We start from the raw sequence: 26926 nt of genomic DNA on the forward strand, positions 1-26926 counted from the left end.
GCAGTGAGGGCAAGCCAACCAGTGACTCGCCGGCATCCGGTGGGGTTATCGAACACGGGAAAGATGAACTGATGTCCCCTCGTCGAGCACGATCCACATTCGAAAAGCTGATCTCTCGCGGGCAACGACCGACAGGTGTTTTTGTCATGTCGACCGACTCAGCCACAACAGGCATCTTCGGCGCCTCCGGTTACGACTGGGTATTGATCGACCGAGAGCACGGGGTGATGGACAACAGCGATATGCGCGCGCACCTTATGGCGGCCGAAGCTCATGGTCTCGTGTCGGCGGTGCGAGTGCTGGAGAACAATGCGGCCATGATCCAGCAGGCGCTGGACGCAGGCGCGCAAGCAATCATGGTCCCGAAGGTGGATTCGGCTGAGAGTGCCCGTCGGGCCGTCGTCGCCTCCCAGTACAAAGCCGGCGGACGTGGGATGTGCCCCGTGGTGCCAGCCACCAATTTCTCGGGCGCGCAGTGGGGCGAGTACGCCGCCGAACTGAACGACAACGTCCTCATCATTCCCTTGATCGAGACGATGAAAGGAGTTGAGAATATTGCCGAAATTTGCGCGGTCGACGGTGTCGACTACATCTTCTTTGGACTAGCCGACCTGTCACAAGATCTGGGGATCGACATGACGTTAGACATCGACCGACTGGTAGAGCTGTGGAAAGTCGTGGCGACGACCGCGCGCTCGAAGGGGGTCCGCGCAGGAGCACCCTTGGGATACGGGTTCGACGATCTGGCCGACTTCGGAACTCTCGACAGCGACCTCATGACACTCCGCGCGGCTGCAGAAGAAGCATTGGCCGATTTCAAGAAATCCATCCTGGGTGGTGCACAAGCGGCCGGCTAATCGGCCGCGACCGTCACACCTGAGAGGCTTGCGAGCCGCAAGCCAAGAACCGTCGACAGGCGATCGTCTGGATCTTCCCAGTCGAGCTTGAATTCGACCTGAATCTTGCGGAGCCGCGAGTACAGCGTCGTTCGATGCATATGAAATTCGTTCGCAACGTCGTCACTGCCTTTTCCTGGTTCAAGGTGCATCCGAATCATGCGTAAAGTCTGTTCATCTTGGTTCGCGATCAGTCGCGCGACCCGGGCGTCGGTCAGTTCTGCGCCCTCTGTCTGGTCGATCGCAAGGAGCATGCGCCACGGCCCGAGTTCGTCCCATACGAGCGGGTTGGTCGCGGGGAGGAAGGCTGGGTCGCGCGCCAGGCGAAGGGCGCGGATGGCGTCGGTGGATGAACGTGAAATATCGGTCAGCTGGGCCACTTTTCTTCCCACCGCGGCCCTCTGGCCCGCGCCGATCGATCGACCACGACGCTCCAATGCGGCAATGCTGTCGTCTTCGCTCGGCATGATGAAGATGACCGACTGCTCTACGGTCGCCCACGGATTGCGATAACCGAGCTCGCGAATCCACGGGGATACGTATACGCCGGACTTCCTCTCGACAGCGACGGCTCGGACATCTCCGTCGAATCTCTTACCGAATTTGTTGCCGATGTGAGTGGCCGCCCGCCGGCGCTTGTCGGCACTGCCGCTCGCCAACAGAATACGTACCGAGTCCTCGATCTGTGGGCGCGAAAAGAGCTCGAGCTCTAGTTGAAGCGCTACTTCGTCGAATTCGTCCCGAAATCCGTCCAAGGCGTGATCGTCGACCCGATGATCGGGGTCGATGAGGTACAGATATCCGACGACTCCTGACGGCACAGCCAAGGGCACGATCAGCCGTTCGAGCATGTTCGAGCCCGCAGGTGGAATGAAGCGAGTGATTGCAGCATGCTTGTGCGCGAGGACGTTGACGAGCTGCGAACCAGTGCCTGCCTCTCGAGCAAGCACAGTCTCTCTTCGCACCGAATCCGTCAGGCGGGTCGGCTGCGCGGAAAAAGCGATCAGGCGCTCATGAGCATCCGACAGGGTGACGGGGGTTTCAAACGCCTTATAGATTCCGTCAACAAGTTCTTGGTATCCCATCATTGCGATTCCCCGTTCGAAGCCGTGCCCGATCGCGAGTGCATTCCGACGGATACGGCTGTAGAAGGTGTAGTCCTCAACTCTTCACGGACGGACGGGCGTGAGCGGGCCCGGCTGATCAGTGTCGCCCACAGTCTACGATGAGCCAGGCCGCCCATGCCGGATCTCTCGAAAGGAGGAGAAGGCCTGAGCTGCTCCGCCTCCCGAGACATCGCTCAGGACTGTTCGATAGCCGCAGACTCTCCGGCGGTCTGGCCGCCGTCGATGACGAGCTCGGCTCCGGTGTGGAAGCTGGATTCGTCGCTGGCGAGGTAGACGATGAGGTTGGAGACCTCTTCGGGCTCGCCCACGCGGTGCAGGGCGCCGAGGTGGTCGCCGAGCTCGAGACCGGCGGTCATCGGGGTTCGGATGGCCCCGGGATGCACGGAGTTCGCTCTGATGTTGTGCACGCCGAGTTCGAGTGCCACGGACTTCGTCAACCCGCGAACGGCGAACTTGGAGGCGACGTACCCGTGCATGGCCACTGTGCCGACCAGCCCGGCCGTCGAGGATATGTTCACAATCGACGACGGAGCAGAGGCGATGAGCGCATCCTTTGCCGCACTGATGCCCAGGAACGGCCCGGTCGCGTTGATGTTCATGATCAGGTTCCACTGGTCGCGCGTATAGTCGCCGAGCTGACCGAAATTCACGATTCCCGCATTGTTGACGAGGACGTTCAGCCCGCCGAATGCAGACACGGCGAGGTCGACAGCCTTCTTCCAATCCTCGGGCGATGTCACATCGAGGTGTGTATAAACTGCCGCTTCACCGAGTTCTGCAGCGAGGGCGGCGCCGTCGTCGTCGAGGAGGTCGCCAATGACGACCTTGCCGCCTTCCGCCACGATCGCCCTGACATGCGATGCCCCCATGCCGCGAGATCCGCCGCTGACCAGCGCGATTTTTCCTTCAAGCCTTGCCATGATGTTTTCCTTCTTGTGGTTGAACAGCGCCCGGGAGGGCGTTGAAACGACCAGATGGTGCCATCTCAGGTGAGATGGCGCATCGTGTTCGGTCGTCGTTGACCTGAGTACGTTGCGGAGGCTCGCGGTCACGACAGCGTGACGGGATCGAGCCGCGCAATAATGGTGAACCTGACGGTCCGTGCTCAGCGCGAACGCAAGCCTACGCCTGATAGACACTTTCCACGAGGAGGATCATGCCCGGGCGACAAGCGAATCGTCGAATCGAGCTTCGCGAAACAGCAGATGTTCGAGCGAAGCACACGCGGGATCGGCTTGTGGATGCCTATCGGTCATCGGTCCTGGCCGCGTCGGAGTCCGTGAGCGTGCTTGCTGTGTGTCGCACTGCCGGTGTGGCGCGAAGTACCTTCTACTCTCATTTTGCGACGCTCGAAGACCTTGCGGTCGCGACCGTCGCTGATGCGTTCACGGCCGCGTCTCCAGCCGATGTACGGCGCCGTACCGCGCACGAGACGAGCAGCGCGGACATCACCCGGGAGAGCGTGACCCAGATGATCGTCACGCTCGAGGATCTGCGAACAGTTGTCCTGATGACGACCCGGATGGCGTCGCGAGCGGCTGTCGTCGAGCGACTCATCGCCGCGATGACCGAGGCGGTTCGTTCCGCGATCGAAGTCGAAGATTCTGACCTGGAGGAGCCAGCGTTGGCCTTGACTGCAGACTTTGTCGCGGCAGGCACTGTGTATGCAACCCTGCGATGGCTTGAGCAGGACGAGCGCGACCGACAGGCGATCATCGATCACCTCATGAACCTGTTACCTGCCGTCCTCGTTGGAGGCGCTCGCTGAGATCCTTGCGTGAGACCTGGTCGGTTCGGCTAGGAGCGGGAGTGTCTTTCGAGGTAGTTGTATATTTCGGTCTCATCGACGCCGGGGAAGCGTCCCGTCGGCAGGGAGGCCAAAATTTGAGCGTGAAGGCGCGCGCTTGGCCAGGCCCGTCCAGCCCATTGGGCTTCGAGGTCGCGCGGTGGGCGTCGACAGCACGCGGGGTCAGGGCACGTTGAGGTCTGCCGATTGGCGGTCTCTCTGCCCCGGAAGAAGCGGGCGTCGTCGAAGGGCACGCCGAAGGTAATGGAGAACGGACCCCCAGATGAATGTCCTGTCTGGGTCGAGCTCCAGAAGGTGCCCGCGTGGGTGTCCGTGTATTGCCAGAATTCAGTCGTGCGATGTGCCACTTCCACCGCTCGCCGTGCGCCCCATTTTCGGCAGACGATCTGTCCCTCTACTGCGCCCGTCACATCGACGGGGAGGGGCAGGTTGTTGTTCTCGTATGCCTTGAGGACTTCGCCATCGGGTCCAACTCGGAGGAAGTGGACGCCGATGCCGAAGTGCTGCGTCATGAGATTCGTCATCCGCAAGGCAGCGGCTTCGTGAGTCGTTCCGAACGCATCGCGAAAGTCTTCGACGGCGAGGTCACGGGCTTGCTTGCGAGCTCCGAGAAATTCGACTGATTGGCGTTGCGGCATCAGGCACGCGGCGGCAAAGTAATTGATCTGAAGTCGCTGGTGCAGAAAGTCAGCGTACGACTTTGGTGGGGTGTGCTCGAGCAAACGGTGCGCCACGGCTTGAAGGGCGATGGAACGTAAGCCGTGTCCACCCGGGATGGAGGCCGGCGGTAGGTAGATGCGCCCGTTCTCCAGGTCGGTGATACTCCGGGTGGAGTGCGGAAGGTCGTCGACGTACACCACCTCCAAGCCGAGTTGTTCAACCATGAGGTGAACTTCGCGGTGGGTCAAAGCTCCAGCCTCATGACCGATGCGCTTCAGCTGCTCTTCGGCAATAGCCTCGATGTCTGGCAGGTAGTTGTTCTTGGATCGCATCATGGCGCGTTGTTCCGTGTTTCGTAGCCGCGCTTCCTCCGGAGTCGCCGACGCTGTGGTGGCGCGTCGCTCCAGTTCCCGATGCAACCCGACGAGCAGCCCAAGAACGTCGTCGGACATGCCGCGGCCGATCTTGACCTTGGGAAGGCCGAGGCTGGCGAACACGGGCGAAGCTTGCATACGCCGCAGCTCGAGCTCTTCGCTCGCCCTCTCGTTCGGCGCCGTGAGCACGAGCAAGTCTTCGACCGATACCCCGAGTGCGCGAGCGAATGTGGGCAGCTCCGAAGGGCGCGGCTCTCGGTGGCCGTTCTCTATCAAAGAGATTCGGCTTGGACTTGTTCCCAGTGCCGATGCCAGATCGTCGAGAGTCATTCGTGCCAGCCCTCGAAAATGGCGTAGTCGAGCGCCGAGCAGGTGCGCGTAGGAAACGTCATCGGTCATATTTTGACGATAACGCAAGAATCAACTTTCTTGCGGCCTTATTCTTCGGGAATTCCACCTCTCTTGATGGAGCATCGGAATATCGCATTTGATCTAATCCTGAAGGGCTCGCCATGTCGATCATTCCCCGCGCAGAGGTCAGTACCTATGTCAACGTTCTTCCCTTTGAAGCGGTACGGCTCGTGGATCTGCCTGAAGTGGGTGGTAAGAACGCTTCCTTAGGCGAGATGATCGCCACCCTCACGTCGGCCGGAGTCCGCGTTCCTGGCGGTTTCGCCACAACAGCATCGGCCTTTCGCCGACATTTTCACGTGTCGGGCCTCGCTGATTGGATCGCCCAGCAACTCGCGGTCCTCGACGTCGAGGATCTTGTTGCGTTGGCTCAGACAGGAGCACGCATCCGTGCCCGCATAGAAGCCGTTCCCCTGGAAGGTGAGCTGGCCGAGTCGATTCGGAAGGCCTACCGCGATCTTGGCGTCGACTCAGAGGGCGCCAGTGTCGCTGTTCGTTCCAGCGCGACGGCCGAAGATCTGCCGGACGCCTCCTTCGCAGGCCAGCAGGAGACGTTTTTGAACATTCGTGGGATCGACAACGTCCTCGACGCAACCCGACGGGTTTACGCCTCGCTGTTCACCGATCGAGCCATCTCCTACCGCGTGCACCAAGGCTTCGGTGAGACGGACATCGCCATATCGGTCGGGGTGCAGCGGATGGTCCGTTCAGACCTGGCCGCCTCCGGCGTCATGTTCACTCTCGATACGGAGTCCGGTTACGACGGCGCCGTTTTCGTCACCAGCGCGTATGGCCTCGGCGAAGGAGTCGTTCAAGGAGCAGTCGACCCGGATGAGTTCACGGTGCACAAGCAGACAATGAGTGAAGGGCGCCCCGCCATTCTCTCCCGCCGGGTCGGCTCGAAGGCGCTCCGGATGGTCTTCACAGACGACCCCGCAGTGGGGCGCACCACGGCCTTCGTCGAGACTGACCCGGTCGATCAAAAGCGATTCTCTCTCGTCGACGCGGAGGTCACCGAACTCGCCCAATCTGCCATCGCAATTGAGCGCCACTACGGACGACCCATGGATATCGAATGGGGCAAGGACGCTCTCGATGGCAGGCTGTACATCTTGCAAGCCCGTCCCGAGACGGTCATCTCTCGCCGACCGGTCGGCATCATCGAACGGCATCGACTCCTGGGAACGGCTCCGGTCCTCATCGAGGGCAGAGCGATTGGCCAGAGAATCGGCTCTGGTCGCGTTCGTATCCTCGCCTCGCCTGACCAGATGAGCGACTTTCAGGCAGGTGAGGTTCTCGTCGCAGACATGACTGATCCCGACTGGGAACCGATCATGAAGAAAGCGTCCGCGATCGTCACCAACCGAGGCGGCCGTACGTGCCACGCGGCCATCATCGCCCGCGAACTTGGTGTGCCCGCGGTCGTGGGCACAGGGAATGCGACCGATCTCCTCCTCGACGGTCAAGAGGTGACCGTCTCCTGTGCGGAGGGGGAAACCGGAGTCGTGCTGGCCGGAATCCAGGATGTCAGTGTCGAGCGCATCGAGCTCGACGCACTCCCGGAACTCCCAGGGAAGATCATGCTCAATGTCGGCAACCCTGAGTCCGCATTCGCGCTGTCCGCGCTGCCGAACGATGGGGTCGGATTGGCGCGGATGGAATTCGTGATCTCGCGCCAGATCGGCGTGCATCCACGCGCCCTGCTCGAACTCGAAAATCAGCCGGATGACATCCGTCATGAAATCGAAGAGCGTATCGCTGCGTACGACAGCCCGGCCGACTTCTTCGTGCGGCGCCTCGCGGAAGGCGTCGCCACCCTCGCCGCAGCGTTCACCCCGAAGCCTGTCATTGTGCGGCTCTCGGACTTCAAGTCCAATGAATACGCGGGGCTGCTCGGCGGACGCCCATACGAACCGGTCGAAGAGAATCCGATGATCGGGTTCCGAGGTGCGGCCCGTTACCTCTCGACGGAGTTCTCGGCCGCGTTCGCACTGGAGTGCGAGGCGATTCGGTACGTCCGCGACGAGATGGGTCTGCGCAACGTCACGGTGATGATTCCGTTCGTCCGTACGGTAGCCGAAGCGCGCGCAGTCGTAGAAAAGCTCGCCGATAACGGCCTGCGTCGAGGCGATAACGGTCTCGAAGTCATCATGATGTGCGAAATCCCGTCCAACGCCCTCCTGGCCGATCAATTCCTCGACCACGTCGACGGCTTCTCCATCGGGTCCAATGACCTCACCCAGCTCACCCTGGGGATCGACCGAGACTCCGCACTCGTTGCTGACAGCTTCGACGAGCGGAACCCGGCAGTCATGCAACTCATCGACCTCGCCATCGATGCATGCCGCAAACGGGGACGATATGTCGGCATCTGTGGTCAGGCCCCGAGCGACCACCCGGAACTCGCTCGATACCTCTTCGACCGGGGAATCTCATCCCTTTCGCTCAATCCCGACACGGTTGTCGAGACGTGGAGCAGTTTCGCATGAACCGGATCGTGATCATGGGTCCTCCCGGCGCAGGAAAAGGAACGCAGGGGGCCGTCCTCGCCGCAGCGCTCGGCGTTCCACACATCACGACGGGCGGTCTCTTCAGGGACGAGGTCACCCGCGGAACGCCCTTGGGCGCGAAAGTCGCCCAGATCCTCCAATCCGGCCGCTACGTCGACGATGTCCTCGCGACAACGCTTCTGAAGGGAAGGCTCGAGAGGCAGGATGCTGGCGTCGGTTTCATCCTCGACGGCTACCCGCGCACTATCGAGCAGGCCGAGTCCCTTGACGCGCTCCTCGAAGCGACGAACAAGAAGGTCGACCTTGTCGTTGTGCTCGATGCCGATGAGGCGACGCTATTGAACCGCCTATCGAACCGATCAGAAGACCGTGCCGACGACCGTCCTGAGGTCATTCGTGAGCGACTTGCGAGATACCACGAGGTCACGAATCCTGTCGCAGAACACTACAACGCGCGCGGGCTGCTACAACGCGTAGACGGTGCGCGCTCAGCGAAGCTGGTGGGCGAGGCAATCATCGCGGCCATTCTTGTAGCTCCCGCTGCGGTTCCCACAGGAGAATCACACCACGTCCTCCACAAGAACGACGAGAGGCGTGGGTCAGAGCCATCGCCACACGATGTCCCATTCCCGAGCGTCACCGGAACGCTGGATCAGGCCGTGGATGTGCAGATTTCGACGAGTCCATGGGAGGGCTGGTGGTCGATCACCGAACCCTCGCAACCGCGGTAGCGGGTTCGTCTGGGCTGTGTCGTCGTCACGATCGGATCGACACGGGGCCGGCTACGAGGCAGGCACCTCGTACACCCCGTCGACGCGGCGTGGAATGCCCAGCGGGTTCGACTCCTTCAGCGCATCGGGCAGCGCGCGCTCCGGGGCGTCCTGGTAGGCGACGGCCAGGGGCCTCCGTGCCCTGCGTGAGCATCGCGCCCGAGCCGAGGTGCCGACCGCCGTGTCGAATACGCCATTCGCGGACAAGAGGACCACACCAGGGCTTGGTGCAGACCTGGCCGAAGCCATCGTGAATGACGACGCGAGGCCCGAGGCGCTTCGGGTGCCCCGGGTGCGTCTTCACGATCACCGGGCAGCCCACCGCGAGGGCCGACGCGGTGTCGCCGCCCACGATCGAGAACGCGAACAGAAAGTTCGAGGCCGCGAACACGGCTACGGGCCCGAGCGGGCGAAGCGGGCGCCGGATGTCTGCGTGCGGCGGGATCGCGGATGCGTCGGCATGGTCGGTGATGGTCCGTTTCGGATGTGGATCGGGTGGTGTCAGCGGTTGATGTAGCCCATGTGGACCTCGTTGTAGCGGTCACCGTGCACGCCGACTCTCTGGGCGAGGGTGTCGAGGTCGGCGACCTCGTCGGCGGAGAGACCGACGGATGCGGATGCCGCGTTCTCCTGGATGCGGGACGCGCGGCGGGTGCCGGGGATGGGGACGATCCAGGGCTGCTGGGCAAGGAGCCAAGCCAGGGCTATCTGCCCGGAGGTCACACCCTTCTCGGAGGCCAGCGTCTTCACCTGGTCGACGAGTGCCTGATTGGCGGCGAGGTTGTCCTGCTCGAATCGGGGAACGCGGCGTCGGATGTCGTCGTCGGAGAGCGTCGTGCTGGCATCGACGGTGCCCGTCAGGAACCCCTTGCCCAGCGGGCTGAAGGGAACGAATCCGATACCCAGCTCGGCGAGAGCAGGAAGAACCTCGGCCTCGGGGTCCCGCGTCCACAGTGAGTACTCGCTCTGCACCGCGGTGACCGGATGCACGGCGTGGGCGCTGCGGATCGTCTGTGCCGACGGCTCCGACAGGCCGAAGTGGCGCACCTTGCCCTCGGCGACGAGCTCGCCCACCGTGCCGGCGACGTCTTCGATGGGAACGTCAGGGTCGACGCGGTGCTGGTAGAACAGATCGATCACGTCGGTGCGGAGGCGTTTCAGGGATGCCTCTGCGACGCGGCGGATCTGCTCGGGGCTGCTGTCGAGGCCGACGCTCTGACCGTTCTCGATGCGCCATCCGAACTTCGTGGCTATCTGCACCCGGTCGCGGATCGGTTCGAGAGCCTCGCCGACGAGTTCCTCATTGACGTAGGGGCCGTAGACCTCGGCGGTGTCGAAGAATGTGACGCCGTGGTCGACGGCGGATCGGAGAACGCCGATCATCTCATCGCGGTCTCCCGGATTCGGGCCGTAGCTCTGGGACATGCCCATGCAGCCCAGCCCGATGGCTGAGACCTGAAAGCCCTGGCCGAGAGTTCGTGTGTGCATGATCAAGCCTCCGTTGTCGAGTCGATGTCGGGTGAGGTGCGGTCGTCGGTGTCAGGAGCGTCGTTCCGTGCGTGAACCGAGGCCGCGGTGTCGGACGTGACGGCAAGGCTCGCCAGCAGCCGAAGTCGCTCGTCGCTGGGCGAGCCGACTTCGGCCGTGTAGATGAGCAGCGACAGGCCGGGTTTGGCGACCAGTTCCAATCCTTCGTAGCTGAGGGTCAGCTCCCCGACAGCGTGATGGTGGAACGTCTTGGTTCCCGTGCTGTGCTGGCGCACGTTGTGGGCGCCCCATCGAGTGCGGAACTCGTCGCTTCGGGTCGAGAGCTCTCCGACGAGATCGTGCAGGCCACGGTCGTGAGGGTCGCGTCCGGCTTCTGTGCGGAGAATCGCGACGGTGATATCGGCGGCGGCCGGCCAGTCGGGGTAGAAGCTCGTGGCCCGTTCGTCGAGGAACGCGTACCGAGCGATGTTGCCGCCCCCGGGACCATCGAACGCCTCGTCGTAGAAGATCCGCCCGAGGCTGTTGGTGGCAAGGATGTCCATTCGACCGTTTCGCACGAATGCGGGTCCGCCGGTGATGGCGTCCATTGCCCGTTGCAATCCTGCACGAGGCGCCCATCCCCGAGGGCGTCGGCGCGGCGTGGTGAGAGCCGGACCGGTGGCCGTCCGTGCGAGATCGGCCAGATGGGCGCGTTCTGCGGAGTCCAGCTGCAGGGCGCGGGCGATCGCATCCAGCACGCTGTCGGAGGTGCCGACAAGATTGCCGCGTTCGATCTTCGCGTAGTACTCCACGCTCACCCCCGCGAGCTGGGCGACCTCGCCCCGGCGCAGCCCGGGCACCCGTCGAGTGCCGCCCTGAACGATGCCGGCCTGCTCCGGGGTGATCCGCGCGCGGCGAGAGGTCAGGAACTCGCGTACTTCGTCTCGATTGTCCACACAACGACCGTACGACGACACGGCACGTCGAAGGGTGCCCTGTCAGTACACGTTCCCGTGGAGACTCCCTCTGCCGGGCGAATCGGCGAACCATGGGAACGGCGGCCGCACACCCACGCGGGTGACGCCGCTGACAGACAAGGAGCCGAATTCATGACTGGCAACACTCCCCACACGGGGTGGACGGGCGGACAGAACGCGTTCGGGGACTTCGCCCCCGCTCTCGCCCACTACACCGACCGGATTCTCTTCGACGAGGTATGGGAGAGGCCGGGCCTGTCCAAACGTGACCGCAGCCTGGCCACGGTCACGGCTCTGATCGCCATGGGCAACATCGACCAGCTGAACTTTCACCTGCCGTTCGCCCGAGACAACGGAGTGACCGAGCAGGAACTGGTGGAGACGATCACCCACCTCGCCTTCTACACGGGCTGGCCCAAGGCCATGAGCGCGATGACGCTCGCCAAGAATCTCTTCGCGGACGACCACGAGAACTGACCCGCACGCCCGAGCCGAACCCGATGTCTCTCGGAAGCGGGGGGACTCAGGACCGGGCCGGCACCTCGTAGACCCCGTCGACTCGGCGCGGAATGCCCAGCGGGTTCGACTCCTTCAGGGCGTCGGGCAGCGCGCGCTCCGGGGCGTCCTGGTAGGCGACGGGGCGCAGCCACCGGCGAACCGCCGTGGCGCCGACCGAGGTGAACAGCGATGAGGTCGTCGACGGCCACGGGCCACCGTGCTGCTGCGACCACGTCACCCCGACGCCGGTCGGCCAGCCCGAGAACAGCACGCGCCCGGCGATCGATTCGAGCGCCGAGACCAGCGGACCGACCTCCTCCGATTCTCCGGCGTGCAGAGTGGCCGTCAGCGTTCCCTCGACCGCGCCGACCGCGGCCAGCGCCTCGTCGGGCGTGGAGTACGACACGAGCAGCGTGGTCGGCCCGAAATGCTCCTCGAGCAGTGCCGTCGGGTCGGCGAGCACAGCGGCCGCGGTCGTGCGCAGCACGGTGGTCGATCCTGAGCCCGATGACGCCGACGAGGGAGCGGCCGCCAGAACCTCCACGTCATCCCGAGCCGCCAGCGACGAGATTCCCGAGGCGAACGCATCCGCCATGCCCTGCGTGAGCATCGTGCCCGAGCCGGGAGCGCCGACGGCGGCGACGAGCGCGTCGTCGAACGCGCCATCATCGGGCACGAACACCACGCCCGGCTTCGTGCAGAACTGCCCGACGCCCATCGTGAACGACGAAGCGAGGCCGGCGGCGAGCGAATCGCCCCGCTCTGAGACGGCAGAAGCCGTGATCACCACGGGGTTGATGCTGCCCAGCTCGCCATAGAACGGGATGGGCGACGGCCGGTTGACGGCCAGGTCGTAGAGGGCCCGCCCGCCGCGCACAGAGCCGGTGAATCCGACGGCGGTGATCGCGGGGTGCACCACGAGGGCGAGGCCTTCCTCGAAGCCCTCGACGAGCGCGAACGTTCCCGCGGGCGCTCCCGCGTCGGCCAGGGCGGACACCACGAGCGACGACGCGAGGCGCGACAGCTTCGGATGCCCCGGGTGCGCCTTCACGATCACCGGGCAGCCCACGGCGAGTGCGGATGCGGTATCGCCGCCGGCCACCGAGAACGCGAACGGAAAGTTCGACGCCGCGAACACGGCCACCGGCCCGAGCGGGCGCAGCAGGCGCCGGATGTCTGCGTGCGGCGGGGTCGCGGATGCGTCGGCGTGGTCGATGGTCGCCTCGAGATAGGCGCCCTCGCGCACGACCGTGGAGAACAGCCGCAGCTGTGCGGTCGTGCGGGCCAGCTCTCCGGTGAGGCGCGGGGTGCCGAGGTGGCTCTCCTCGTCGGCCAGCGCGATCAGTTCGGCGGCGTTCGCATCGAGTCGGTCGGCGACGGCCTCGAGCCAGCCGGCGCGCTGCTCGCCCGATGCCGCGGAGAGCACGGGCGCGGCGGAAACTGCTGCTGCTGCGAGGTCATCGAGAGTGTTCGACGAGGTCGAGGTGGTCGAGGCGGGAGCAGTGCTGGTCATGATTCCTCCGAGATAAGAGAAGCAGAAGTGGTCGGGCCGATGCCGGTGGAGACGAAGTCGAGGCCGAGACCGGGCCGCGCGTTCTCGCGCAACCTGGCCCGGGCATCCACGATCTCGACGGGCGACGGCGAGGTGACGAGGCCGAGAGATGAGAAGGACGCCTCCTCGACGTCTTCGACGGCGGTCTCGGCGCCCACGGCGAGGGCGAGCTGGCCCGACAGATCGATGAGCAGGTGCGGCGCGAGCGACGCAGAACTCTCGGTAGAGATGAACGAGGCGATCTCGAGGAACGGAGTGATGCCGCCCACCCGGATGACGTTGGGCTGCAGCACGTCGGCGTACCCGGCGTCGACGATGTCCTGGAACCGCTGCAGCGTGTGGATGTTCTCGCCCAGTGCGATCGGAACGCCCGTGCGCTCGCGGAGGGCGCGGTAGCCGCGGGTGTCCTCGGCGCGCAGGGGCTCCTCGATCCAGCCGAGGTCGAAGCGGCCGAGGGCGTCGAGGGCGGTGCTCGCCTGCTCGAGCGTCCAGCGCTGGTTGGCGTCGATCAGCAGGGTGCGGTCGGGTCCGATGGCCTCGCGCACCGCGCCGACCCGCTCGATGTCGACGGCGAGCGACGGCCCGCCGACCTTGATCTTCACCGTGTCGTAGCCCGACGCGACCCAGCGCGAAGCCTGCGCCACGAGCTCGTCGAGCGGGTAGTGCAGGTTCACGCCGCTGCCGTACACGGGCACGGATGCGCGCTGCTCGCCGAGCAGGGACGCGAGGGGCAGGGCGGCCCGCTGTCCCGCGAGATCCCAGAGCGCGGTGTCGAGTCCGGCGAGAGCGATCGTGGTGATTCCGGCACCGCCCGCCTCGTGCAGCCGCAGCCAGAGGGCGGGCCACAACGCCTGCGGATCGGTCGTGCGGCCGACGGCGAAGGGCGCGATCTCGGTGTCGATCATGGCCTGTACGGCGGCGGCTCCGATCGTCGGTGTCCACGAGAAGCCGGTGCCGACGAGGCCGTCCGAGTCCTCGACCTCGACGATCACGAGGTGCAGGTGCGGTTCGTCGGGAACCCAGGGCCGCGGCATCCGGGCACTGAGCCGGCGCGTGCGCACGGCCGCGATCGTGGCGGTCACGCGACCAGCGACGGCGCGTACTCGTCGGCGAGCGAGTCGCCCACGGCGAGGATGCGCTCGAGCTCGGCGAGCTGCGCCGGGTTCGGGTCGACGAGAGGCGCGCGCACCGATCCCACGGGCAGGCCGCGCTGGCGGATTCCGGCCTTGATCAGCGAGACGCCGAAGCCCGGAACCTGGTCGCGCAGTCGCACGAGGGGAACGTAGAACTCCCGCAGCAGTCGCAGTCGCGTCTGCTCGTCTCCCGAGACGTAGGCGCGGTAGTGCGCGGTGGCGAGCTCGGGGATCATGGCGAACGCGGCCGACGAGTAGAGCGGAATTCCGAGGCCGCGGTACGCGCCCTGAGTGAGCTCGGCGGTCAGCAGCCCGTTGAAGAACTGGAAGTCGCCGCGGCCGGATTCGCCGACCGCGAGCACGATCTCCTGCGCGAGGCCCACGTCGCCGATGCCGTCTTTGAGGCCGATCACCTTCGGGTTCGCGGCCAGCCGGCGCATGGCGGCCGGAGTGAAGCGAGCCGTGCCGCGGTGGTACACGATCACGGGCAGGCTGCTGGCCGCGGCGACCTGCTCGACATACGAGATGAGGCCCTCTACGGGTCCGCCCACGAGGTAGGGAGGAAGCGCGAGCAGGGCGTCGGCTCCGGCCGCCTCGGCGCGGCGGGCGAGCTCGATGGCCTGGCCGAGGGGTCCGCCGGTTCCGGAGATCACGGGCACGCGACCGCCGACGACCTCGACCGTGGCGCCGACGACGGCCGAGATCTCGTCGCCGGTCAGGGCGTGGAACTCGCCCGTGCCGCACGCCGGGAACACGCCACCGGGGGAGTGCTCCAGCCGCGACGAGACGTGCTCGCGGAGCAGTCCGAGCTCGACGGCGCCCTGCTCATCGAACGGGGTGACGGGAAAGAACAGCACGCCGTCGAAGGCGATGGGGGCGGTGGTCATGGCACTCTCACTTCGGTCGGGAGGGATGAGGGATCGGGTTCAGCTCGCGCTTCGGGCGCCTCCTGCACCAGCTCGGTGCGCCAGCTGTAGCGCGGCTCCCAGCCGAGCAGCTCGCGCGCCTTGGCCGACGAGAAGGCGGGGCTCGTGCCGGTGAGGCCGTCCGCGAGCCCGGATGCCTCCGGCAGGTATCGCGGGATCAGCTCGGCGAGCGGCTCCCGGGCCAGCGCGTCGGCCGCGCCGACGAAGAAGACCGAGCCGTTCGGGGCGAGCTGCGCGCGCTCGAGCCAGACACGCACGAACTCGGCGGCATCCCGCGCATCGAGGTAGTTGAACAGCGAGACGGCGGCCAGCGACGGGTCGTCGAGCCGGTCGGCGACGGTGTGTCCCTGCTGCGTCGGTGCGCCCGCCCACTCCTCGGGCGGAATGACGAAGCACGGCCGGAAGACCCCGAAGGTGACGTGATCGCTGTTGCGCACGAAGCGCTCGACGACGTTCTCGATGACCTGCTTCGAGAGGGCGTAGGCGTTCCAGGGCTCGACCGGATGCGTCTCGTCGAGCGGCAGGAAACGCGGCGCCCAGCCCTGAGGGTTGCCGTAGCCGAGCACGGTGGGGCTCGAGGCGGCGAGCACCAGTCGGGCACCGGATGCGACGGCCGCGTCGACCACGGAGAAGGCCAGCGCCGTGTTGACGTTGAGGATCGTGGCCTCGGGGGCGCTGAAGGGCACGGAGATCGCGGCGAGGTGCACGACCGCTTCGGGGGCGATCGCGATGAAGAGGGTGCGGGTCGCGTCGGCGTCGGTGAGGTCGGCCTGCAGCTGGGTTCCGGGCAGGCCGGCCACGCCTTCGCGGTCGATCGAGGTCACGTCGTGACCGGCTTCGCAGAGACCGCGGACCACGCTCTGGCCGAGCCGGCCGGAGCCGCCCGTGACGACGACCCTCACGATGTCGCCCCGTCAGCGTCGGGGGTGCCCGTCGAAGCGATGTCTTCTGCGAATTCCGCCAGTTTGGCGAACATGTCCTCGAGAAGAAAGCGGGTGTCGACGGTCTCGAGCACGAGGATGTCGCCACCCCGGCCCTCGACATAGCTGCCGTCGGGCGCGAAGCGCACGGGCTTCTGCCGGCGGAAGACGCCGCTCCACGGTTCGAGCATGAGGCCGATCGCGGGGGAGTCGCCGAGCGAGCGGCTCTCGATCGGAACCTTGTGATGCGCGTCGTTGAACTCCACGATCTGCTGCACGAGGTACCGGCCGAGCTCGCCGTGCGGCTCGACCTTGCGGCGCAGCTCGGCGTAACCGACGCTCAGCAGACGGTAGATCGTCGACGGTACCTGCCAGACGGTGATTCCCGAGTCGAAGACCACGTTGGCCGCGGCGATGTCGTTCTTGAGGTTGAACTCGGGCGACGATCCGAGCGGAACCACGTCGGGGTCGTAGGCGCCCCCGCCGATCCAGATCACGACGACGTCGCGATCGACGATCGAGGGCTCCAGCAGAATGGCCGAGGCCATGTCGGTGAGCGGGCCGAGGAATCCGATGAAGAGGGGGCCGTCGCCGTCGGCCAGCGCCTCCGAGATGATGACCCGGGCGCCGTCGGAGTCGACGGGAGTCTGCTCGTCGGGCAGCGCGTGGGCGCCGCCGTTCGCGACCGTCACCCGGCCCTCCTGGCCGAGCATCCCGATCAGCAGATCGATCTCGTCGCGCGACTCCAGCATGCTCGTCTGCGTGCGCTGCGTGCCGAAATGCGCCGCGACCAGGCCGCGCACATCCAGCGTCGGCGACAGCAGCGCGTGCACGATGGCGAACTGATCGTCGGCCTCGTTGCGGGCGTCGGTGTCGACGATCACTCGCCGTCGCCGGGAGAGTGCGGAGGCGGTGCGTTCGGGGGGAGTCATACGATTCCTTCGCTGACGAGGTGGGCGCGGGAGGAGGAGGAAGAAGAGGAGGCGGGTTCGTACGGGCACACGAAGTCGTACCTGCCGGAGCCGATGCGCAGCAGCACTCCGTCGCCGGTCTCGCCGAGCAGCTCGACGCCGGGCGCGTCCGACGCGGGCACGCCGCCCTCGGTGACATTCGACGCGAGTCGTGTCGGCAGCGACACCTGGGCCGTGGAGCCGGGGGGAACGGTCAGCTCGAGCCGGAAGAGCCCGGCCGCGTCGAGCATCCAGGCGCTGCGGGTCGCCCCGCGGGCCGTCTGCTGCGAGGCCGCGGCCCAGCGCATCGCGCGGCTGGGGCGGGGCCGGATGGCGAGCCGCTCGAAGGCGACCGACCCGGGTGCCTGGTCGATGCCGCCGACCGTTCCATAGAGCCATTCGCCCACGGCGCCGAGGCTGTAGTGGTTGAACGAGTTCATGTTCGCGCTCTGGAATCCGCCCTCGGGGGTCCAGCCGTCCCAGCGCTCCCAGATGGTGGTGGCGCCGGCCTCGACCGAGAACAGCCAGCTGGGGTACTCGGTCTGCATGAGCAGCGCGTGCGCGATGTCGTCGTAGCCCCAGCGGCTCAAAACGGGACACAGCTTGGAGACGCCGATGAACCCGGTCGAGAGGCGCATGCCGTTGTCACGAACGAGCTCGGCGAGGCGCGCTGCGGCGTCCTCTTCGAACTCGGCCGGCAGCAACCCGTAGTCGAGCGCGAGCAGGTAGCCGGTCTGGGTGTCGCCCGCGATGCGGCCGTCGGCCGACACGAATTCGCGCTGAAAGGCATCCCGGATGTCGTCGGCCAACGCCGAGAATCGCGTCGCGTCTTCGTCATGGCCGAGCAGCGAGGCAGCGCGTGAGACGAGTCGCGCCGAGTTCGCGAAGTACGCGGTGGCGACGAGGTCCTTCGGGGTCTCGGGGCCGGCCTGCAACCAATCGCCGTAGTTGCGGCCCACGCGCGACCGCCACAGCAGCGACGGGTTCTCACGCCGCACATGCTCGATCCAGCGCACCATCGGCGCGTAGGCCGTCTCGACCACGCGCAGGTCGCCGTAGATGTCGTACAGCGCCAGGGGAATGATCACTCCGCCGTCTCCCCAGGCGGGAGCGCCATCACCCGACCAGCTGGCCACGGGTGCGATATCGGGGAAGGCGCCGTCGGCGTTCTGGCCCACGATCACGTCGTCCATCCAGCTGGCGAAGAACGTGCCGACGGTGGCGTTGCGCGCCGCGGTCGGCAGGAAGACCTGCGCGTCGGCGAGCCAGCCGAGGCGCTCGTCGCGCTGCGGACAGTCGGTGGGAACCGAGAGGAAGTTGCTGCGCTGGCTCCACCGGATGTTGGATTCGAGCTGCATCACGGCGGGGTCCCCGCAGTCGAAGCTGCCCGACTCCTCGAGGTCGCTCGACACGACCCGGGCGGTCAGGTCGTCGACGGTGAGGCCCGCGCGCAGGCCTGCTACGCGAACGTAACGGAAGCCGTGGAACGTGAAGTCGGGCTCGAAGATGTCGTCGTCGATGCCGGCCGGGTAGAAGATGTCTCGCGCCTCGGCGCGGCGCAGGTTCTCGAGGTAGAGCTCGCCCGTGTCGTCGAGGGTCTCGGCGTGCAGCAGTTCGATGAGGTCTCCGGCAGAGGCCCCGCGCACCCTGAGGCGTACGTGGCCCACGAGGTTCTGGCCGAGGTCGACGATGTATGCCCCATCGGGCATGGAGGTCACCGAGCGCGGGGGAACGGTGCGCACGATCCGCATCGGCGGCGAGACGGCGGCTGTTACGAGAGAGGTGTCGCGCCCGAGAACGCGCGCGGCGATCCAGCGCGAGTCGTCGAACGCCGGCTCTGTCCAGCCCGCGACCTCGTTGCGCGCATCCTGGCCTTCGCCCATGAGCAGGTCGGCGTAGAGCCAGCGGCCCCGCGACTCGCGCCAGGCCTCGTCTGTGGCGACGACCTCGGTCGAACCGTCGTCGTAGCTGAGGTGCAGCTCGGCGAGCAGCGCGGGGGCGTTGCCGTAGAGCTTTCCGGCGCGGCGCGGGTCGTAGCCCACGAAGCCGCTCCACCAGCCGTCGGCGAGCGTGAAGGCGAGGGCGTTGCCACCGTCGCGCAGCAGCTCGGTGACGTCGTGGCTCTGGTAGAGGATGCGACTGGTGTAGTCGGTCCAGCCCGGGGCGAGCTGCTCGTCGCTGACCTGCTCGCCGTTGATCCAGGCGCGGTACAGGCCCTGGGCGGTCACGTGCAGGCGCGCCCGCAGCAGCGTCTTCTCGATCGCCAGTTCACGGCGCAGCAGCGACGGCGGCTGCAGCATGCGCGAGTTGAGGGTGAAGTCGTCGTTGGCGGGCGGCAGCAGGGCGGGGCGGTCGCGCGTGTCGCGTCCGATCCACATCGCGCGCCAGCTGGAGGGGTCGACCAGGCCGGTCTCGAAGAAGGCCGAGCGCGTCGCCGACTCGCGCCCGTGTTCGTCGGTGACCGTCAGCATCCAGTCGTATCTCGTGGTGCGCTCGAGCGCCTCGCCCGTGTACTCGACGCCCAGCTGGGCGGTGGATGCGACGGTGCCCGTCGACCAGACGCGTCGCCTGGCGCCGTCGGGCGCGACGGCATCCACCTCGATGCGATACGCGACCTGCGCGGCGCCGCGACGGGTCGACACGAGGCGCCACGAGAAGCGGGGGGTGGGCGTCTCGATCGCGAGCGGCGAGTCGAGGTACTCGGTCTGCAGGTCGTAGGGGTCGAGGGGCGCGGTGGTGGTGGTCACGGACTAATCCTGTCGGGCCGGGGTGGTGCGGCCCAGCCTCGTGTCGATGGCGACGGCGCCGAGCACGAGCGGGCCGAGGCAGACGATGGTGAGCATGGGGGTGAAGAGCGCGAGAGCGATCGAGGTGGCCAGGGCGCCGAGCAGCAGGAGGCTGCCGCTGGCGTCTTCGCCGAGGGCGCGGAACGCGTTCTGCAGGGTGGGAACCCAATGCTGGCCGGGGCGCCAGGCGGCGGCGGCGCGGATGCCGAGAACAGCGACGACGGCACTCACGACCCCGAGGGCGATCCACATCACGGGGTTCTCGCCGAGACCGGCGTAGAGCGCGAAGAGGTCGACGACGAGCAGCACGCCGAGGGCCGCGGGGATCAGGACGACTCCCGCCGAGGAACGCAGGGCCGCGCGGAATTCACGCCAGAAGGCGGCCGGGGTAATTTTTCCTTCGCCCCGGGTGCGTGCGCGCAGGATGGCGCATCCGGCCACGAAGCCGGCGAAACCGGTGACGAGCGGGATGAACGTCAGCAGCACCATGATGCCCACGACAAGGCAGTCGGCGAACGAGGAGATCGGTCCTTCGTAGCGCTGCAGGAATGCCTGCTTCTGCGGGCGTGAACGGGTGCGGTCTCTTTCTGCGGTGCTCATGGCGGCCCGGCCCCTAACCCTTGAGTCCGGAGGTCGCCACGCCGTCGACGAGGTAGCGCTGGAACACCGCGAAGAAGATCACGACGGGCAGGATCGCGAGCACACTCATGGCGAACATCGGCCCGAAGCTCGAGGCGGAGGTCTGGTCGACGAACAGGCGCAGGCCGAGCTGCAGCGTGTAGGTCTCGGGGTTGTTCAGGTAGATGAGCTGGCTGAAGAAGTCGTCCCAGCTCCAGATGAACGAGAAGATCGTGGTCGTGATGAGCGCCGGCGTGAGCAGGGGCAGGATGACGTAGCCGAAGGTGCGGTACGGGCCGGCGCCGTCGATCGTGGCCGCCTCGTCGAGCTCGCGGGGGATGCCCTTGATGAACTGCACGATGAGGAAGACGAAGAACGCCTCGGTGGCCAGGAACTTCGGCAGCACGAGCGGAAGGAACGTGCCGATCATGCCGAGCTGCTGGAAGATGATGAACTGCGGAATGAGCACCACGTGCATCGGCAGCATGATCGTCACGAGCATAAAAGCGAAGAACGGGCGGCGCATTCTGAAGCGCAGGCGGGCGAACGCGTAGGCCGCGAGTGTGCACGAGAACACGTTGCCCACCACGGCGAGCGTCGAGATCAGCATGGAGTTGCCGAGCATCGTCCAGAAGCTCAGGCCGCCGACGCCCTCGAACACCGTGGCGTAGTTGTCGAAGGTGAACGCGTCGGGCAGCACGTTCATGTTCGTCAGGATCTCGGTTCCCGGCTTGAACGACGAGCCGAGCAGCCAGGCCACCGGGTAGAGCAGCAGGGCGAGCAGCGCGAGGCAGAAGACGTGCCAGACGATGGATGCCGCGCGCGAGCGTCCGGTCTGGGCGCGTTGGGCGGGTCGCGGCGTTCGGGGCCGGCGCCTCTCGATGATCGTGGCCATTATTTCTCCTCCCCGGAGTAGAAGACCCAGGCCCTCGACGAGCGGAAGATCAGCGCGGTGACGATGCCGATGGCGACGAGCAGCACCCAGGCCATGGCCGAGGCGTAGCCCATGTCGAAGGCGGTGAATGCGCGGTCGTAGAGGTAGAGGGTGAAGAACAGGGTCGAATCGATCGGGCCGCCGCGGCCGCCCGAGATGATGTACGACGCGGTGAACGCCTGGAACGCGTTGATCACCTCGAGCACGAGGTTGAAGAAGATCACCGGCGAGAGCATGGGGATCGTGACCGACCAGAAGGTGCGCAGCTTGCCGGCGCCGTCGACGGCCGAGGCGTCGTAGAGGTCCTGCGGAATCTGCTTGAGGCCGGCGAGGAAGATCACCATGGGGGCGCCGAACTGCCAGATCGCGAGGATCACGAGCACGTAGAGCGAGAGCTTCGGATTCGAGATCCAGCCGCCGCCGTCGATGCCGACGGTCGACAGGCCGGTGTCGACGACTCCGTCGTTGGCGAAGAGCGTGCGCCAGACGAGGGCGACGGCCACGCTCGCACCCAGCAGCGAGGGCGCATAGAAGGCGGAGCGGTAGAAGCCCTGGCCGCGGCGCGCCTTGTTGAGCAGCAGGGCCACGGCGAGCGCGGCGAGCAGCTTGAGCGGCGCGGCGACGAGCACGTAGTTCAGCGTGACGCCGACCGCGCTCCAGAACCGCGGGTCCTCGACCATGCGCTGGTAGTTCGCGATGCCGATGAACTCGGGCGCCGAGAACAGGTCGTAGTCGGTGAACGAGAGATACAGCGAGGCGATCATCGGGCCGACCGTGAGGAGGGCGGCGCCGATGAGCCAGGGAGTCAGGAAGACGTAGGCCGCACCATTCTTACCGGTCCGCCCGGTGCGGGGTCTCTGCCGGGATGCTTTCGCCGGGGGTTGGGCTGGGGCAGTGAGGGCACTGTCCGTCGGTCGATCGACTGCAACGGTCATGGGTGTGGCCTACGTCTTCCTGTGTTCGCGGGTTCGGTGGTGCCTAGGAGATGGCCGACGTGATCGAGGCGACCGTGGCCTTCGCCGCGTCCTTCAACTCCGTCTGGCCGAAGATGATCTGCTCGTAGGCGAGCGTGAAGTCGGCCGGAATGGTGCTGGCACCGGCCGGCGCGAGCGGCGCAGGAGGCTGGAACGTGTCCTGGTACTCGGAGACGAAGTCGCTCACCGTCTTGTTGCCGCCCTCGAGTGTCGGCGAGATCGCCTCGTAGGTGGCCGAGTTGGTCGGGATTCCGCGCGACAGGCCGAGGATCTTGCCGGCCTCTGAGTCGTTGATGATGAAGTCGAGCAGCTTCGCGGCGGCGTCCGGGTGCTTGGACTTCGACGAGACCGCGGCGACGTTCGTGCCGTTGAGCGTCATGCCCGACTCGTCGGTGTCGGTCGGGAACGGCGCGATCGCGATGTTCTCGGCGCCGAGCGTGTCGGAGTACGCGCCGGTCAGCGACGCGGCCGAGAACTCGGCGGCGCTGATTCCGCGGGCGAGGCCCGAGTTCTGCATGCTCTGGTCGATGGTCGACGTGGTCTCGGCGTCGGTCGTCGTTCCGTCTTCGCGCAGTTCGCCGGCGAGGGTCCACCAGTCGGCGAGGTCCTTCTCGGTGAAACCGACTTCGCCGTCTTCGGTGAAGAGGTGCTTGCCGTTCTGCAGCAGGTACATCTCGAAGTAGGCGATCTGTCCGCCCGGGTCGCTGAGAGCCGCGGTCTTGCCGTCCGACGCCGCGCGGATCTTCTCGCCGGCAGCCTTCAGATCGTCCCAGGTGAAGCCGGCACCCGGAGCCTCCGCTCCAGCCGCAGCCCAGACCGTCGGGTTGTAGACCATCGCGTTGTTCGCGAGTCCGAGGGTGAGGCCCATGACGGTGTCGTCGATGGTGCCGACCTTCAGCGCCTCCTCCGTGATGTCCTCGGTGCGGATCGTGCCGTCGTCGATGTAGTCGGTGAGCGGGGTGAGCGCGTTCTTCGACGAGTACTCGCGCACGCTCTCCATGGGAATGAGGAAGAGGTCGGGAGCTCCGCCGCCGGCGATCTGCGTGGCGAGCTTGGGGATGTACGCGTCGATCGTGGAGAACGACGACTTCACGGTGATGTCGGGGTTGGCCTCTTCGAACAGGTCGATCGCCTGTTCGGTGAGCGCGGCCCGCTCGTCGTTGCCCCACCACGTGAAGCTGATGGTGACGGGGCCGGACTCGGCCGTGTCTTCTGTCGATCCCGAGCTGCAGGCGGTTGCGCCCACCAGTGTCAGGGCCGCGATTCCGGCGAGTGCGATGACTCCCGGTCGTGTGCGTCGTGGCATGGGTTTCTCCTCTTTGAGTCTCCGGTCACACGCGGCGCCGGTGCCTGGGTTGTGGTCGGTACACTCTGTCATAGGAAACCGGTTTCCCGCAATAACCGATTGTTCACGATCATCTTGGGATGATTGTGGCCTGAATTAGAGCCGATCTGGGAGCGTTGCGTGACCAGGCGACTTCCGTCGCCTGCTGAAACCGCTATACAGTGAGGAACCGGTTTCTACCTCCGACCGTCCGCAGACCCATGCAGAAGGAGCGAGCAATGTCGCTCACGCCCCGCCCCGCCGATGGCCTCGGCTACGCCAATCCGATCCTCGACGCCGACTGGCCCGACCCCGATGTCACCCGTGTCGGCGAGCGGTACGTGCTCGTCGCATCCAGTTTCAATCGCTCGCCCGGCCTGCCCGTTCTCGTCTCCGACGACCTCGTGCACTGGAGCATCGCCTCGCACGCCCTCGACCGCATCCACCCGGTGGAGCACTTCGAACTTCCGCGGCACGGACAGGGGGTGTGGGCGCCGGCGATCCGGTTCCACGATGGGCTGCTGCGCATCTACTACCCCGACCCCGATCGCGGCATCTTCGTGGTGACGGCGCCCGCTCCCGAGGGGCCCTGGAGTGAGCCCGTCGCCGTGCTCGAGGGCCTCGGCCTGATCGACCCCTGCCCGCTGTTCGACGGCGAGCACGTCTACCTCGTGCACGGCTGGGCCGCATCCCGCAGCGGTCGCTCGAACGAGCTCACCGTGATCGAGCTCGACGCGTCGGGAATGCGGGCAGTCGGCATTCCGCGCACCGTGATCGACGGCGACCGGGTGCCGGGATGCACCACGCTCGAGGGGCCCAAGTTCTATCGCCGCGGCGAGCACTACTACGTCTTCGCGCCGGCCGGCGGTGTGGCCACAGGGTGGCAGCTGGCCTTCCGCTCGACGTCTCCGTGGGGTCCGTACGAGTCGCGCATCGTGCTCGAACAGGGCGAGACCGGCGTCAACGGCCCGCATCAGGGAGGCTGGGTCACGGCGAACGACGGCAGCGACTGGTTCGTGCACTTTCAGGACACCGGGGCCTTCGGGCGAGTGGTGCACCTCCAGCCCATGACCTGGCACGACGACTGGCCGGTCATGGGTGAGCCGCGCGAGGGCCTGCCGGGTCAACCCGTGGCTGGGATGCGCTGGTCGAGCAGCCGCGCGACGACACAGCCGGCGCATCGAGACCACCACCGCTTCGCCTCACCCGCGGCGGGCGTTCCGGCTCGCAGCGACGACTTCACCGGAACCTCCCTCTCGCCGCAGTGGCACTGGCAGGCCAACCCGCGCCCCGGCCAGGTGACGCTTCAGGGGGATGGAACGCTCGTATTGCCGCTTCGGAGCAACGATTCCGGCAACATCCGCACCCTGCCCCAGGTTCTCTCGCAGCAGCTGCCGCAGTCGCCGACCACGGTGACGACCTCGCTGCGTCTCGACAGCCGGGTAGAAGGAGCCCGCGCGGGCCTCACCGTGCTCGGAAGCGAGTACGCGTGGATCGGCCTCGCGGTCATCGGCGGCCGTGTGCAGGTGACCGGCGGAGTCGGGCCCGGCCATCGCGGCGACCGGGCATTCGTCGAGTCGGCGCCCGTCGCATCCGGTGCCCCTGTTGACCTGCGGCTGCGTTCGCGCAGCGACGCCCGCGTCGACTTCGCGTGGCGGGAGGGAGACGGGGAGTGGACCGGGGCGCTGCTGCCGTTCCGGGCGAAGCAGGGAACGTGGATCGGCGCCGAGATCGGACTCTTCTCGGCGGCGCCCTACGGTTCTGGCGACACCGGCGAGGCTGTGTTCGGACCTGTGGAGGTGGCCCCCGCCGCAACTCAGGAAGAACCGCACCGCCGAGGACGAGAAGCAGCCGTATCGTCGAAACTTCCTTACTTAGAGCAGCCCCACGAAGGGAACCGCGCATGAGCCGCGAACGCTATGGAATGGTCGGCACCGGGCACCGGGCCGAGATGTACATCGACGCCCTGATCGGGCCGCATTCCGATGTGGCCGAGCTCGTGGCCTGGAGCGACTCGAACCCGGGCCGCCTCGACTACTACGCCGACAAGGTGCGCGCGGCCGGGTTCGCCGACCCTGTTCGCTTCGACCCCGCCGCCCTCGCCGACACCGTGCGCGCGCAGCGGCTCGACCGGATCATCGTCACCACCCCCGACTTCACGCACGCCGAGTTCGTGTCGGCAGCGCTCATCGCCGGCGCCGACGTGGTCGTAGAGAAGCCGCTCACCATCGACCGCGAGGGCCTCGACACGATCCGCGTCGCCGTCGAGCAGTCCGGTCGGAGCGTCGTGACCACGTTCAACTACCGGTACAGCCCCCGCAACAGCGCACTGCGCACGCTGATCGCTGAGGGCTCGATCGGTCAGGTCACCTCGGTGCACTTCGAGTGGGCGCTCGACACCATGCACGGCGCCGACTACTTCCGCCGCTGGCACCGCGACAAGGCCAACTCGGGCGGCCTGCTCGTGCACAAGTCGTCGCACCACTTCGACCTCGTCAACTGGTGGATCGACTCCTCGCCCGTGCGCGTCTTCGCCAGCGGCGGCCTGCGCTTCTACGGAGAGGACAATGCTCAGCTTCGCCGCGGTGGTCTCGATACGGCCGCGGGCGGCCTACTCGACCAGCGCGGGGCCGCCGACCCCTTCGCCCTCGACATCGCCGCGGACCCCCGACTCAAGGCCCTCTACGTCGACACCGTCGCCCACGACGGCTACCACCGCGACCAGAACGTCTTCGGCCCGGGAATCACCATCGAGGACAACCTCGCCGTGCTCGTCGACTACGCGTCCGGCGCGACGATGTCGTACTCCCTCAACGCGCACAGCCCGTGGGAGGGCTACCGCGTCACTGTCAACGGCACAGAGGGCCGCGCCGAACTCGAGGTCGTCGAACGCAGCTCGGTGCTTCTGGATGCCGACGGCCGGGCCGTGCTCGACCCCAGCGCGAATCCCGTGGCCGGCCCCGCCGACACGGTGCGTCCGATGACGGAACGCCTCGTGCTGCAGCGGCACTGGGAGTCCGCGCGCGAGGTGCCCATCCCCGAGGGCGTCGGCGGTCACGGTGGTGGCGACGCGTTTCTTCTCGAGCACCTCTTCACCCGCGTCGAATCGGATGCGCCGCTCGGCCGCGTGGCCGGCTTCGACGACGGCGTGCGCGCGGTCTCTGTCGGCATCGCGGGCAACGAGTCGCTGCGCACGGGCCTTCCCGTCATCCTGCCCTTCGCTCCGCATCGCTAGGCGGGCCTTCCATGGGATCATCGATCACGGGCAGCGGCGACGACGCCGCACGCTCCGCATTCCGACACCGCGACCGG

The 26926-nt window shown here is 66.6% G+C and carries 23 protein-coding genes and 1 pseudogene; 7 read left to right on the forward strand and 17 right to left on the reverse strand.

Annotated features, from left to right (window positions below):
- The first annotated feature begins 71 nt into the window (after positions 1-71).
- The gene (locus QCD70_RS07375; protein WP_301214691.1) at positions 72-857 is read left to right on the forward strand and encodes an HpcH/HpaI aldolase family protein; all 786 of its coding nucleotides are present in this window, start codon (positions 72-74) and stop codon (positions 855-857) included.
- Here QCD70_RS07375 and QCD70_RS07380 read toward each other — a convergent pair.
- Together QCD70_RS07380 and QCD70_RS07385 are read right to left on the reverse strand one after the other, a co-directional pair.
- A complete protein-coding gene (locus QCD70_RS07380) occupies positions 854-1984 on the reverse strand; it encodes a PucR family transcriptional regulator (RefSeq protein ID WP_301214693.1) in 1131 nt (376 codons plus the stop codon). The genes QCD70_RS07375 and QCD70_RS07380 overlap by 4 nt on opposite strands.
- A 212-nt stretch (positions 1985-2196) precedes the next feature.
- A complete protein-coding gene (locus QCD70_RS07385; protein ID WP_301214695.1) occupies positions 2197-2943 on the reverse strand; it encodes an SDR family oxidoreductase in 747 nt (248 codons plus the stop codon).
- Between the two features lie 359 nt (positions 2944-3302).
- Here QCD70_RS07385 and QCD70_RS07390 point away from each other — a divergent pair, with 359 nt between their 5' ends.
- Positions 3303-3791, forward strand: a complete 489-nt coding sequence (locus QCD70_RS07390; protein WP_301214697.1) for a TetR/AcrR family transcriptional regulator — start codon at positions 3303-3305, stop codon at positions 3789-3791.
- Positions 3792-3820: 29 nt separating this feature from the next.
- On the opposite strand, the gene QCD70_RS07395 is transcribed toward QCD70_RS07390, so the two are convergent.
- Positions 3821-5263, reverse strand: a complete 1443-nt coding sequence (locus tag QCD70_RS07395) for an XRE family transcriptional regulator (protein ID WP_301214699.1) — start codon at positions 5261-5263, stop codon at positions 3821-3823.
- Positions 5264-5376: 113 nt separating this feature from the next.
- Here QCD70_RS07395 and ppsA point away from each other — a divergent pair, with 113 nt between their 5' ends.
- Together ppsA and QCD70_RS07405 are read left to right on the forward strand one after the other, a co-directional pair.
- Positions 5377-7764: a phosphoenolpyruvate synthase gene (gene ppsA, locus QCD70_RS07400; protein WP_301214701.1), complete on the forward strand. Its 2388-nt coding sequence runs from the start codon at positions 5377-5379 to the stop codon at positions 7762-7764.
- A complete protein-coding gene (locus QCD70_RS07405) occupies positions 7761-8516 on the forward strand; it encodes an adenylate kinase (protein ID WP_301214703.1) in 756 nt (251 codons plus the stop codon). The genes ppsA and QCD70_RS07405 overlap by 4 nt, the downstream gene beginning before the upstream one ends.
- A 51-nt stretch (positions 8517-8567) precedes the next feature.
- Here the strand turns inward: QCD70_RS07405 and QCD70_RS07410 are convergent, their stop codons facing one another.
- The 4 genes and pseudogenes from QCD70_RS07410 to QCD70_RS07425 all read right to left on the reverse strand — a co-directional run bounded on the left by QCD70_RS07410 (position 8568) and on the right by QCD70_RS07425 (position 10978).
- A complete protein-coding gene (locus tag QCD70_RS07410) occupies positions 8568-8762 on the reverse strand; it encodes a hypothetical protein (RefSeq protein WP_301214705.1) in 195 nt (64 codons plus the stop codon).
- Positions 8763-8838: 76 nt separating this feature from the next.
- Positions 8839-9027: pseudogene (locus QCD70_RS07415) on the reverse strand (aldehyde dehydrogenase (NADP(+))); the annotation flags it as partial.
- Between the two features lie 29 nt (positions 9028-9056).
- The gene (locus tag QCD70_RS07420) at positions 9057-10043 is read right to left on the reverse strand and encodes an aldo/keto reductase (protein ID WP_301214707.1); all 987 of its coding nucleotides are present in this window, start codon (positions 10041-10043) and stop codon (positions 9057-9059) included.
- A 2-nt stretch (positions 10044-10045) separates the two neighbouring features.
- Positions 10046-10978, reverse strand: coding sequence for a helix-turn-helix transcriptional regulator (locus QCD70_RS07425; RefSeq protein ID WP_301214709.1), 933 nt, complete (start codon positions 10976-10978; stop codon positions 10046-10048).
- A 153-nt stretch (positions 10979-11131) separates the two neighbouring features.
- Here QCD70_RS07425 and QCD70_RS07430 point away from each other — a divergent pair, with 153 nt between their 5' ends.
- Complete coding sequence (locus QCD70_RS07430) at positions 11132-11476, forward strand: carboxymuconolactone decarboxylase family protein (protein WP_301214711.1); 345 nt, start codon at positions 11132-11134, stop codon at positions 11474-11476.
- A gap of 46 nt (positions 11477-11522) precedes the next feature.
- Here the strand turns inward: QCD70_RS07430 and QCD70_RS07435 are convergent, their stop codons facing one another.
- From QCD70_RS07435 to QCD70_RS07480, 10 genes are read right to left on the reverse strand one after another with little or no spacing between them, the layout of a single operon-like run.
- Positions 11523-13010, reverse strand: coding sequence for an aldehyde dehydrogenase (NADP(+)) (locus QCD70_RS07435; protein WP_301214713.1), 1488 nt, complete (start codon positions 13008-13010; stop codon positions 11523-11525).
- The gene (locus QCD70_RS07440) at positions 13007-14131 is read right to left on the reverse strand and encodes a mandelate racemase/muconate lactonizing enzyme family protein (RefSeq protein WP_301214715.1); all 1125 of its coding nucleotides are present in this window, start codon (positions 14129-14131) and stop codon (positions 13007-13009) included. Before QCD70_RS07440 ends, QCD70_RS07435 begins: the two co-directional genes overlap by 4 nt.
- Positions 14128-15054 carry a 5-dehydro-4-deoxyglucarate dehydratase gene (locus QCD70_RS07445; RefSeq protein WP_301214761.1) on the reverse strand — a complete coding sequence of 309 codons (927 nt, stop codon included), beginning with the start codon at positions 15052-15054 and terminating at the stop codon, positions 14128-14130. Before QCD70_RS07445 ends, QCD70_RS07440 begins: the two co-directional genes overlap by 4 nt.
- A gap of 11 nt (positions 15055-15065) precedes the next feature.
- On the reverse strand, positions 15066-16010 hold the full coding sequence (locus QCD70_RS07450) for an NAD-dependent epimerase/dehydratase family protein (protein WP_301214718.1): 945 nt from the start codon (positions 16008-16010) through the stop codon (positions 15066-15068).
- Positions 16007-16960, reverse strand: coding sequence for a nucleoside hydrolase (locus QCD70_RS07455; RefSeq protein ID WP_301214720.1), 954 nt, complete (start codon positions 16958-16960; stop codon positions 16007-16009). The genes QCD70_RS07450 and QCD70_RS07455 overlap by 4 nt, the downstream gene beginning before the upstream one ends.
- A complete protein-coding gene (locus QCD70_RS07460) occupies positions 16957-19725 on the reverse strand; it encodes an alpha-L-rhamnosidase (protein ID WP_301214722.1) in 2769 nt (922 codons plus the stop codon). The genes QCD70_RS07455 and QCD70_RS07460 overlap by 4 nt, the downstream gene beginning before the upstream one ends.
- Before the next feature lie 3 nt (positions 19726-19728).
- On the reverse strand, positions 19729-20364 hold the full coding sequence (locus tag QCD70_RS07465; protein WP_301214724.1) for a hypothetical protein: 636 nt from the start codon (positions 20362-20364) through the stop codon (positions 19729-19731).
- 13 nt (positions 20365-20377) lie between these two features.
- Positions 20378-21277, reverse strand: a complete 900-nt coding sequence (locus QCD70_RS07470) for a carbohydrate ABC transporter permease (RefSeq protein WP_301214726.1) — start codon at positions 21275-21277, stop codon at positions 20378-20380.
- Entirely contained in the window at positions 21277-22251 is a 975-nt protein-coding gene (locus QCD70_RS07475) for a carbohydrate ABC transporter permease (protein ID WP_301214728.1), read from the reverse strand. The genes QCD70_RS07470 and QCD70_RS07475 overlap by 1 nt, the downstream gene beginning before the upstream one ends.
- 43 nt (positions 22252-22294) lie before the next feature.
- Positions 22295-23596 carry an ABC transporter substrate-binding protein gene (locus QCD70_RS07480; protein ID WP_301214730.1) on the reverse strand — a complete coding sequence of 434 codons (1302 nt, stop codon included), beginning with the start codon at positions 23594-23596 and terminating at the stop codon, positions 22295-22297.
- 257 nt (positions 23597-23853) lie between these two features.
- Between QCD70_RS07480 and QCD70_RS07485 the strand changes: the two genes are divergently transcribed.
- A complete protein-coding gene (locus QCD70_RS07485) occupies positions 23854-25521 on the forward strand; it encodes a glycoside hydrolase family 43 protein (RefSeq protein WP_301214732.1) in 1668 nt (555 codons plus the stop codon).
- Positions 25518-26849, forward strand: a complete 1332-nt coding sequence (locus QCD70_RS07490) for a Gfo/Idh/MocA family oxidoreductase (protein ID WP_301214734.1) — start codon at positions 25518-25520, stop codon at positions 26847-26849. The genes QCD70_RS07485 and QCD70_RS07490 overlap by 4 nt, the downstream gene beginning before the upstream one ends.
- Positions 26850-26926 lie beyond the last annotated feature (77 nt).

The organism is Agreia sp. PsM10 (genome assembly GCF_030433855.1).
GTDB lineage: Bacteria > Actinomycetota > Actinomycetes > Actinomycetales > Microbacteriaceae > Agreia.

Bases quoted from the DNA above. Each gene is read 5' to 3' on its own strand.
- QCD70_RS07375 (WP_301214691.1), top strand. From the start codon at position 72: ATGTCCCCTCGTCGAGCACGATCCACATTCGAAAAGCTGATCTCTCGC.
- QCD70_RS07380 (WP_301214693.1), bottom strand. From the start codon at position 1,984: ATGATGGGATACCAAGAACTTGTTGACGGAATCTATAAGGCGTTTGAA.
- QCD70_RS07385 (WP_301214695.1), bottom strand. From the start codon at position 2,943: ATGGCAAGGCTTGAAGGAAAAATCGCGCTGGTCAGCGGCGGATCTCGC.
- QCD70_RS07395 (WP_301214699.1), bottom strand. From the start codon at position 5,263: ATGACCGATGACGTTTCCTACGCGCACCTGCTCGGCGCTCGACTACGC.
- ppsA (WP_301214701.1), top strand. From the start codon at position 5,377: ATGTCGATCATTCCCCGCGCAGAGGTCAGTACCTATGTCAACGTTCTT.
- QCD70_RS07405 (WP_301214703.1), top strand. From the start codon at position 7,761: ATGAACCGGATCGTGATCATGGGTCCTCCCGGCGCAGGAAAAGGAACG.
- QCD70_RS07420 (WP_301214707.1), bottom strand. From the start codon at position 10,043: ATGCACACACGAACTCTCGGCCAGGGCTTTCAGGTCTCAGCCATCGGG.
- QCD70_RS07430 (WP_301214711.1), top strand. From the start codon at position 11,132: ATGACTGGCAACACTCCCCACACGGGGTGGACGGGCGGACAGAACGCG.
- QCD70_RS07435 (WP_301214713.1), bottom strand. From the start codon at position 13,010: ATGACCAGCACTGCTCCCGCCTCGACCACCTCGACCTCGTCGAACACT.
- QCD70_RS07455 (WP_301214720.1), bottom strand. From the start codon at position 16,960: ATGACTCCCCCCGAACGCACCGCCTCCGCACTCTCCCGGCGACGGCGA.
- QCD70_RS07465 (WP_301214724.1), bottom strand. From the start codon at position 20,364: ATGAGCACCGCAGAAAGAGACCGCACCCGTTCACGCCCGCAGAAGCAG.
- QCD70_RS07470 (WP_301214726.1), bottom strand. From the start codon at position 21,277: ATGGCCACGATCATCGAGAGGCGCCGGCCCCGAACGCCGCGACCCGCC.
- QCD70_RS07475 (WP_301214728.1), bottom strand. From the start codon at position 22,251: ATGACCGTTGCAGTCGATCGACCGACGGACAGTGCCCTCACTGCCCCA.
- QCD70_RS07480 (WP_301214730.1), bottom strand. From the start codon at position 23,596: ATGCCACGACGCACACGACCGGGAGTCATCGCACTCGCCGGAATCGCG.
- QCD70_RS07485 (WP_301214732.1), top strand. From the start codon at position 23,854: ATGTCGCTCACGCCCCGCCCCGCCGATGGCCTCGGCTACGCCAATCCG.
- QCD70_RS07490 (WP_301214734.1), top strand. From the start codon at position 25,518: ATGAGCCGCGAACGCTATGGAATGGTCGGCACCGGGCACCGGGCCGAG.